This is a genomic window from Candidatus Coatesbacteria bacterium (assembly GCA_014728225.1).
In the GTDB taxonomy this organism is placed as follows: domain Bacteria; phylum RBG-13-66-14; class RBG-13-66-14; order RBG-13-66-14; family RBG-13-66-14; genus WJLX01.
Window position 1 is genome coordinate 1 of the sequence record WJLX01000143.1, and the last position, 9,828, is coordinate 9,828.

General features: G+C 65.0%; 5 protein-coding genes and 1 pseudogene. 5 read left to right on the top strand and 1 reads right to left on the bottom strand.

Annotation, left to right across the window (positions count from 1 at the left end; translation table 11 throughout):
* Positions 1–269: 269 nt before the first annotated feature.
* The 4 genes and pseudogenes from GF399_10480 to thiE all read left to right on the top strand — a co-directional run bounded on the left by GF399_10480 (position 270) and on the right by thiE (position 6,604).
* Positions 270–2,654 (top strand): annotated as a pseudogene (locus GF399_10480) (phenylalanine--tRNA ligase subunit beta).
* Positions 2,655–2,776: 122 nt separating this feature from the next.
* The gene (locus GF399_10485; GenBank protein MBD3400741.1) at positions 2,777–3,478 is read left to right on the top strand and encodes a hypothetical protein; all 702 of its coding nucleotides are present in this window, start codon (positions 2,777–2,779) and stop codon (positions 3,476–3,478) included.
* Between the two features lie 32 nt (positions 3,479–3,510).
* Positions 3,511–5,496, top strand: a complete 1,986-nt coding sequence (locus GF399_10490) for a TonB-dependent receptor plug domain-containing protein (protein ID MBD3400742.1) — start codon at positions 3,511–3,513, stop codon at positions 5,494–5,496.
* Positions 5,497–5,971: 475 nt separating this feature from the next.
* Positions 5,972–6,604 carry a thiamine phosphate synthase gene (gene thiE, locus GF399_10495; protein MBD3400743.1) on the top strand — a complete coding sequence of 211 codons (633 nt, stop codon included), beginning with the start codon at positions 5,972–5,974 and terminating at the stop codon, positions 6,602–6,604.
* A gap of 1,796 nt (positions 6,605–8,400) precedes the next feature.
* Here the strand turns inward: thiE and GF399_10500 are convergent.
* Positions 8,401–9,213 carry an AAA family ATPase gene (locus GF399_10500; GenBank protein MBD3400744.1) on the bottom strand — a complete coding sequence of 271 codons (813 nt, stop codon included), beginning with the start codon at positions 9,211–9,213 and terminating at the stop codon, positions 8,401–8,403.
* A 182-nt stretch (positions 9,214–9,395) separates the two neighbouring features.
* Between GF399_10500 and GF399_10505 the strand changes: the two genes are divergently transcribed.
* Positions 9,396–9,674, top strand: a complete 279-nt coding sequence (locus GF399_10505) for a hypothetical protein (GenBank protein ID MBD3400745.1) — start codon at positions 9,396–9,398, stop codon at positions 9,672–9,674.
* The last annotated feature ends 154 nt before the right edge of the window (positions 9,675–9,828 follow it).

A 9,828-nucleotide genomic window follows, 5' to 3' on the forward strand; every position in this document is an offset into this window, starting at 1 on the left:
CGCCGGAACTGGCACGGTTTTTGCATCTCGGCGACGCCGACTACTTCAACTGCGGGTTCGCCTCCGCAAAAACCGTGCCAGTTCCGGCGGAGCGCGAGTCGGCGAGCGCTGGAAGATGCTCCGGGTTTTCGCGGGTCTCGCCCGGGCGATCCGGTCGAACCGGGCGCGGGTTGGACTTGCGAAAAAGCAGCGCGCCGGTCCCGTCTCAGGAACCCGGCGGTCGACGCTAGTTTTTTACTAACTCAAACTCTAAAGCGAACGGTAGACCGATGAAATGCTACACCGCCTGGCTGCGCGATTTCTTGCCGGAGAGCTACGACGCGACGCCCAGACAGATCGCCGATAAGCTGACGGCCTCCTGCGCCGTGGCCGAGGGCTCCCGCGATCCCTACGAGCATCTGGACGGGGTCAGCGTGGGCTGCCTGATCGAGGCTGAGCCCCTCGAGGGCTCGAGGAAGCTCTACCGTTGCCGTGTTGCGACCCGGGACGGCGAGGTCGAGGTGGTCTGCGGGGCGCCCAACACGGCCGCGGCCGTTGACCGGCGGGTGGTTTACGCCCCGCCGGGGACCCGGCTGCCTTTCTTCACCGTGGGTGAGCGCGAGATCATGGGCGTGCCCAGCCACGGCGTGTTGTGCAGCGAGTTGGAGCTGGGTCTGTCGGCGGACCACGGTGGGATTTTGGTCCTGGATTCGGCGACCTGGCCCGTCGGCGCCGCCCTGGAGAACCTGCGTCCGGAGCGCGGCGAGGCGGTCATCGAGTTCGAGACCACGCCCAACCGGCCCGACACCTTGAGTCATCTGGGCCTGGCGCGGCAGCTCGCCGCCGTCGACGGCGTGGAGCTGCGGCCCCCGCGGCCGGCGATCACTCCGGGCGTCGTGGACGATCCCGACGTGGTCGGCATCGAGGCACCGGAGCTCTGCCGGCGCTACGTCGGTTTGATCGTGCGCGGCGTCGAGGTCGGCCCGAGCCCGGACTGGTTGGCCCGGCGTCTGATCGCCATCGGTCACCGGCCGATCTCGAACATCGTCGACGTCACCAACTACATCCTCCACGGCCTGGGTCAACCGCTCCACGCTTTCGATCTGGGCAAGCTGGCCGGCGGGCGGATCGTCGTCCGTCGCGCCCGGCCGGGGGAGCGGATCACCACCCTGGACGGCGACGATTGCGCCTTGAACGAGGAGCTGCTGGTCATCGCCGACGCCGAGCGACCCGTCGCCGTCGCCGGGGTGATGGGCGGCGTCGACAGCGGCGTCGGTCCCCGGACCCGCGACATCCTGATCGAGAGCGCCCATTTCGAGCCGGCCGCGGTGCGTCGCGCCGCCCGGAGCCTCGAGGTCCATTCTTCTTCCAGCCACCTGTTCAGCCGGGGCGCCGACCCCGAGCTGGCGCCGACGGCGGCCGGGCTGGCCGCCGAGCTGATCCGCTCCGTCGCCGGGGGCCAGATCGACGACACCCTTTACGACTGCCACCCCCGTCCGTGGGAGGCGCCGCGGATCGGGTTGCGCTGGGAGCGGGCGAAGCAGGTGCTCGGCTTCACTGTCGAGCCCGACGAGGGTCGGCGGATCCTCATCGGCCTGGGTTGCCGGGAGGAGGAGGCCGCCGGGGAGGAAACCCGCTGGCGCCCGCCGAGCCACCGTCCGGACCTGGCGCGGGAGATCGATCTGATCGAGGAGCTGGCCCAGGTCGCCGGCTACGACAACGTCCCCGCCGAGCTGCCGCTGCTGCGTTCGGCCCGGCTCAACGAGCCCGACCCGACGCGGTCGCTGCACTGCGCCCTCGGGGCGGCCGGCTGTCGCGAGGTCCTCTGCACAGATTTCGTCAGCGCCGACGAAGCGGCGCCTTTCGGCTTCGGCGCCGGGGAGCTGGTCGAGATCCAGAATCCGCTGGACAAGGGCCATCCCTTCCTGCGGCCCAACCTGTTCATCGGCCTGCTCAACGCCGCCGAGCACAACATCCGCCACGGCGCCGCCGAGCTGCGCTTCTACGAAATCGGTCGCGCCTTCCGCCGCGACACCGTCCGTCCCGCCGAGCTCCGGCGCCTGAGCGTTCTGCTGGCCGGAGAGCTGCCCGCCGACGGCTGGCATTCGGCGGCGCGGGAAGTCGATTTCTACGACATCCGCGGCGTGCTGGAGGTCGTCTGCCGGGCCCTGAAGCTGCCCGAGCCGAGTCTGGAGCCCCTCGATCCCCTGCCCGCCCACCCTCACCGCTTCGCCGTCGAGCTGGACGGCAAGGTGGTCGGCGTGCTGCTCAGCTTCGCCGACAAGCTGCTTGTCGACTATGAGCTGGACGGTCACCCGGCCTGGGGCCTGGAACTGGAACTCGCCGCCCTGCTCGCCCAGTGTCGGGAACACGAGATCGAGCACCTGTCGCCCTACCCGCCCTCGGTGCGCGACCTGGCCCTGGTTCTAGACGACGCCGTGACCCACGAGCGGGTTCGCGCCGTAATCCAAGCCGCCGGCGGCGAGCTGCTGGACGACATCTCCCTGTTCGACGTCTACAGCGGACGGCAGATCGGCCGGGGCCGCCGTTCTCTGGCCTACACCCTGGTCTTCCGCTCACCGGAACGCACCCTGACCGACGACGAGGTCGATGATCTCCACCGGACGATCGTCGAGCGCCTGCGCGGGGAGCTGGGGGCCGAGTTGCGCTCCTAGGGCTTTTCTCGCCCGACGGCTTGTGCTAAAATACCCACTAGATTAGTCTTAGACATTTCAAAGGCCTTGGTCGACCGTCCGCGCTCGCCGGCGCACGGTGTTGCATCCGGGGGTTCGCAGCCGTGGAAGAACTGCTCAATAAACTGCAAAGCCGCGTCCGTACCGCCATCGAGCGCATCGAGGAGCTCAAGCGCTCCAACGACGATCTGCTGCGGCTCAACCGTTCCCTGGCCGAGGACAATGAGCTGCTCAACAGCGAGCTCGAGGACAAGGCCGCCGAGCTGGCCGGGGTCGAGGAGCTCCAGGCCAAGCTGGCCGCGGCCGAGGAACGCCGCCGCGCCGCCGCGGACAAGCTGGGCGAGATCATCGCCGAACTGGACGCCATCCTCGAGCTGCCCCCGGAGACAGACAACGACGACATCGCCGAGGCGCCGCCGACGGACGATCCCTTGCGCGAGGTCGAGGAAGGCCTCGAGAACTACGACGATCATCCCCGCGTCGTCCCGCCGACGGACGAGAGCGATCCCGACGAGGACTGGTCTGCAACCTCCGAGGCCCCGGAAGCTCCCGATGATGACGAGCCCGCCGTTGAAGAAGAAGCCGACGCCGCCCCTCGACCGACCTCGGACGCAGGAACAGCAGATGGCGACGCCGGCGCGCCCGACGACGCGGACGCCAACGAAACAGCGGACGAAACAGCGGTAGCGGAAGAGCCCCGGGGCGACAGCCTGTTCGACGACGACGGCGAGAGCGGCGACGGTTACAATCCCCTGGGCGTCGAAGGCATGCTCGTCGAGCGCGACAAGGCGCCGGAAGACCGCTGAACCCCCCTCATCGCCAGCGCCCGAGGCCCCGGTTGAAAGCCATCCCTCCCACGCTGATTGTGCTGCTGTCGCCCACCCTCCTCCACGCCCTGGACGACCTGCCCGAGCCACCTACCAGCGAGCCGACCCCCGCCCAACAGGAGCGCGATCGGCTGCTGAAGATAGCCTTTTACGAAGCCTACCTTGAGGACGACGCCGAAGAGCTGCACGTCGCCACGGGCGCTCCGCGTACCCCGGAGAGCACCCCCTGGGCGGTTACCGTGGTGAGCGGTGCGCGTCTGCGTGAACTCAATTACATCTCCCTGGCCGACGCCCTGGCCTTCGAGGCCGGCCTGTACCCGGACTGGCGCTGGCGAACCGTCCACGACGGCGGCTTAGTCGCCCGTGGCGCCCCCGTGGGCCGGCTGCGGGTGCTCATCGACGGTCTGCCCGCCGACCACGGCACCACCTGGCAGTCAGCCCTGGCCCGCATCCCGCTCAACCTCGTGCGCCGGGTGGAGATCATGCGCGCCCCCGGCGGCGGTTTGTACGCCGAGGCCCTCGGCGCGACGATCAACGTCGTCACCCGCTCCCGTCAACGCCCCACCCTGGGCCTGGCCGAGCTCTTCGGCGGCATGGGCTCTCTAGACGATCAGCGCTACTTCGGCCGCTTCACCGATCAAGCCTGGCGGCTGGGCTATAAGGTCGGCGGCTTCAAGTGGAGCCACGCCGGGGCCGAGGACGAGCTGGATCGCGACGGCGGCAACCTCGACGGCGAGCTGACAATCGATTTCGCCGGGACCGAACCGGGCGAAGCCTATCGCGGCGCCACCCTGAGCTTCTACGCCCGCACCTACTACGGCCGCCTGGGAACCCGCAGCGGTTTCAATTCACTAACCTGGCGCGACGACCTCAACCTGGAAGACTACGGCGCCGAGCTGCGCGCACCCCTGGGTGACTGGGGGCTGCTCAGCGGACAATTCCGCTACGGCACCCGCCGGCGGGCCCGCTACCTCGTCGAGGAAGCCCCGGGCTTTCAACGACGCTTCGAGCTGGAGCCCGACTACTACGAAGCCGGTGTCTACGACGGTCTGCTGCGCCTCGACGGCGTTCCCTGGCCCGGAGCGCGGCTCGGATTGCGCCTCGACGGCTGGCTGGAGGAGGGCGACCATTTCGCCGACGAGCGCCGCGCCGCCCTCGGCGCCGCCCTGTCTTGCGAGCAGGCCTTCTTCGACGGCCTGACCCAGCTCAACGCCGGCGTCCGCTACGACGACGATAGCGCTCACGGCGGCTTCCTCGGCTATCGCCTGGGCCTGCTGCAAGGCTTCAGCGGCGGTGGCGGTGTCGACGCCCTGTTCGCCAACCTGGCCAACGGCCGTCGCTCGCCGACCCTGGAAGAGGAGCAGCGGGCGACGAACACCCTGAGTCCCGAGCTGGGGCTCAACGGCGAGCTGGGTCTGCGGCTGAGCCGCCTGGCTCCCCTCGAACTCCAGCTCTGCGCCTTCTACCGGCGCGTCGATGACGCCATCCTCCCCGGGGACAACGTCTTCAACCGCGACGAGTCCCTCGATACCTGGGGCGGCGAGCTCGAGCTGACCCTGGGAGCCGGCGAGCCGCCCTGGCTGCGCGTCGGCTTAGGGCGGCTGCAAACCGAGGAGGGTCTGCGCTGCTCACCCCTCAGCCTGCGCCTCAACGCCTCCCTGTCCCAGAGCGCCGCCTATCCCCGGCCCTTGCTGGCCTCCTCCCTGGCCCTTGCCTACCGGGACCGCTTCTTCCAGAACGACCTGACCGTCAGCGGCGAGGCCGTACTGAACTATCTGAACTACCGGCCCGCCCTGGGTTACCCCGGCGAGGCGACCAGGGCCGACGAGCGCGACCTGTGGACCCTGGACCTCTTTCTGCGGGCCCGGGTGATCGACTTCGACATCGGGCTGCGCTTCAACAACCTCATCGGCGGCGGGATGGATACTCCCGGCGTCGGCTACACCACCGAACCCCTCGGCGTCAGCTTCCACTTCGCCTGGGTTTTCTACGATTAACTTGAATTAACCTGGATTAACCTGGATTTACCTGGATCAAGCTGGATCAAGCCGGCTGGCAGCCCCCAAGGTTACGGGCCATTCCGCAGAGAACGGCTACAGTCTTACAAGCGCCCGGCAGGTCGGCTAAAGACATCACGAGCAGCGTTTTTGAACGGTTGCCCCCGGCAGTTGGACGATGATCGATTATCAGTCTCGACTGGTTGGTTGTTGAACGGTAATGGATCAAGTATTCCTCGATCTGGTGGGGCGGCGTCCAGCAATGGCTCGAACACCCTCCGGCCCCGGGAACAAGGAGCGACGTTGTCGACACTGGCTCTCTGCCGAACCGACACAACCCCTGGTGTAGGATCCGTCGGCTTCTAACCGACCTTCTCAACAGTCAGCGCTATGCCCGGATCCGGCATTGCTGACGGCGCGCAACTGGATTGAAACCAAACCCCAACCCTCAACCTGCACCGCTACGTCTAAACCGATGGCCAAACTGTACCTGATCACAGACGACGGCCTGAGCGTCGAGGAGAACCTCAACCTGTTCAGCGAGAGCCTGCTGGAGGGTTGCGGCATGTTCCAACTGCGCCTGAAGGATCAACCCGACGAGCGGCTGTACCGGGTGGCGTTGGAGTTCTCCCGCCGTTGCCACGCCGTCGGCGTGCCCTTCATCGTCAACGACCGCCTCGATCTGGCGCTGGCCGCCGGTGCCGAAGGGGTGCATTTGGGCGAAAGCGACCTGCCCCTGGGCGTCGCCCGGCGGATCGTCGGCGACGGCCTGCTGATCGGCGCCACGGTGCGCGACACCGTTCAGGCCGAGCAGGCCCAGGCCGCCGGGGTCAGCTATCTGGCCTGCGGTCCCTGTTTCGCCACCCAGACCAAACCCGAACTCGAGCCCGTCGGCCTGCGCGCCGTCGCCCGGGTCATCGACCACAGCGAGCTACCCGTTTGCGCCATCGGCGGCATCAATACCGGCAACCTGGCCGAGGTGCTGGAGGTCCGCCCCTCCTATGTCTCCCTGGTCACCGCCGTCAGCCGCGCCGTCGACCCCCTGGCGGTCAAGGAACGGCTGTTGCGGTTCTTGGACGTCGACGAGCACAACCTGCGCAAGAGCTGAGGCCCCCTGAACCAGCGCCGAACTTCGTTACGCCCCGATCGGGGCGCTTTGTAATGTTGGGGGTCTCAGCCTTGCCGGACAGCCCGCGGGTTATTGCCACAGCCCCGCCAAGGACCGACAGTGCCGGCGGCCCGACGCAGACCCAGCTCCCCAACCCCGGTCTACCGCCAGCGCATAGCTCAATCGTCGGTCAAGCAGGGAGTCCAACTATCAGAACCTCGTGTTCGTGGGCGGTAAGTTCAGGTTGGAACGCTCCCCGTTCGGAGATGCCCCCGTTTTTAGTTTTGGTGCCAACTCAGAAGCTGAACAGCAGCTATTGCGGTTGAGTACTTATATCGGCCTGAACGAGTCTGTCATCCCGCCAGCGCTCGAGGGTGGCGATGTGGCGGGGAAGAGTAAAACGAGGGATCGGCACGTCAACTGTCCCAACTGCAACTACCGCTACCACTACCGCTGCGCCGAGGTAAGTCACAAAGGCAAGCGTCGCGGCAGGCTGTTCAAGCGTCGTCCCCGGGGCGCCGCAACGCGCCGCCGCCGGTAAAAAAGCAGTGAGATAGCGCGTCTGTTCCGGCTCGGCGTCCCGGCGGCGCGGTTCGCAACGGTTCCGGGCAGCCGGCGCAATACGGCATATCGCTACTAGAAGCCAATCCGCCGGCGCCGCGCCGCCGCTCGCCAGGCCGAGCTCGACCCGACCAGCTACACCGATACGCCGACGTGTCTATAAGAAACTGTCACTCAGCGGCTTCCACCACAAGCGCATCGACCTCCAACAGGATTTCGCCAACGGCGGGATAAGCATATACAGCAGCTAGCAGTTCCGGGACTACGCCAAACGACGGTTAACAGCCTACCATGGAGGCTTCAAGCGTAACTACAGACTCTGTCTCCGTGAAATGGAATTGCGCTTCAACCATCGAGACGCTGATAACACGCTAGCCATTCTCAGGAGCATACTGCGCGCTTGATCATCATTAGGTGATACTTTCTTAGTTTTACACCAAACGGGAAGTCAGGGAGGGATAAAGGGTGGCAATATGCGCCAAGAAGAATTTAGGCCGTATAACCGACCATGTGAGTGGATATTTCTCGCCCGTAAGGAGCAGGCGAATTAAGCGTCCGCTAATATAGTGACACCAGCACAACATAACCACCATTATCAGACATATCGCAAGCCGAAGAAAAGGGCCGACTGTCGACAACGCAGATGCCGACCGCTTAAGTCGGCATTTTGTTCGCCTGGAAGAACCCTTTTCATCTTCGGCAATTCCCCCGGCCGGTTTCTTCCTGCTGCCGCGCAAGACTCCACTGGCTGAGTGCAAATCGGATCTCTTGACGCTAACGGACCTCTGCATCTCGCTGGTTGCTGCTGCGATAGGCGGTTGGAAGCGAGCGGGAGGGGCACAACGCTAATTCGCTACGGCAGGGCTACGACGTCACGAGTCGCTGTCGACGGCCCGGGCTGAGTGTATTTGTTCTGATACCGTAAAGTAACAAACTAGCTCCGCCCCACGGTCCGTGAGCCTGCGTGATGGCTTTAATAACTACCCCAGCCGTAGCAGCAAGCCGCAATTTTCTGCTAACAACTGCTTTAACCAATCTTTTGGCCTATCTTAACCCCTCTTGAGTCCAGGATCGCCTGGCGACGGCTAAATATATCAGCCGTTCATTCGATAATGCTTAATTGCCTCATCATACCTACACTAACTACACCTGGTTTGAACTAGCGGCTCGTTCAATAGCAAACCGGGAGGGGCGGCCTCCCGGTGCTGACGGTCACAGTTGAAACCCCTACGGCGTCAAGCGGGGTAGGGCTCCCGCTCCAGCTTGGCGCAGCGCTCCTCCAGCTCCTCGACGAGGTTGCCGTAGTCGGCGGCGCCGTAGGAGCGTTCGGCGTACTCCGCCACCGCGAGCTGGTGGCTGGGCGCCTCGTTTACCTTGGTGTTGGTGCGGATGATGGTTTCGGTGACCAGCTCGCCGAAGTGTTGCCGGATCATCCGCAAGAGGACGCGTCCCATCCGGGTGCGGCGGTCGTAGAAGGTCGGCAGGACTCCCAGCACGCGCACCTGGGGCAGGCGGGGATCGAGCCGAACCTCATTGATCGTCTCGACGGCTTCCAGCGCCGTCAGGTAGTCCAGGGAGACGGGCAGCAGCAGCAGTTCGGCGTAGCTGAGGATATTGTAGTTGAGAAAACCCATGCTGGGCGAGCAATCAAAGATGACGTAATCTAACTCGCTCAGGTGGGAGAAAGCCCGCGTGACGTGGTCGTAGATCGGTTGCTGAGTCTCCAGACGGCGCACGACCTCCAGCAGGCGTTTGCCGCCCGCGGTCATCACCACCAGGCCCTCGCGCACCCGCAGCAGCTCGACCTCGTCGCCGGTCAGCAGCTCGGCCAGCCCCGGCGTCGGCGGGATGGCGAAGTAGGCCGACACTCCACCCTGTGGATCGCCGTCGACCAGCATTACCCGCCGTCCGGCCGCAGCCAGACCGACGGCCAGGTTGACCGCCGTGGTCGTCTTGGCCGTGCCGCCTTTGGAGATGAAGACGCTGATCCGCCGCACAACTGACCCCGCAATCCCTTTACTAATAGCAGTAAGCTTACCTAGCTTAATTTATAGGTGCTGTTATGTCAATCAGATAAAAGCATCTCCCCCTGCTCGGGGGAGGCCGATCGCAAATGAGCTCTGGAAAAAAGGACAACGGCGTCATTACCGTCCATGACGACAGCTGCGGCTGGTAATCTGGCCGGAGGAGCCCTGGAATACTGCAGAAACCGCTAACCCGAGGAGTTGCGATGTGCGACATTGACCACGGCTACGACCAAACTGCTGGTGCCGGCATGGACGAAACCGCTCTCAAAGATGGTCTTTTGAATATCTACGCCTCGAACATGGGCGTAGAAGTCGATGGACTGGCCGGTGACACAACAGACACAGCCGTATCTTTGGCCAATCTACTGTACAAGTTTGTGCAGAGCGGTAAAATCAGCGCGGAGACCGGAGAAACAACGTATGTCGAAAAGGTCAGCACCTACCTGGACGGTGAGGCGGAGGAACCGCCTAGCAGAGAGTAGGGGTGACACAGATCCTATCGACATATCAGGCCGCGCAAGAACCTCAGTGGGATCCGTCTGGCCCACGTGATCGACTACGACACCGCGGTGCACCGGGCGCGGGTCAAGGTCGTCGCCGGGCCGGAAACGAACTGGTTGCGTATCTGGTCACCGC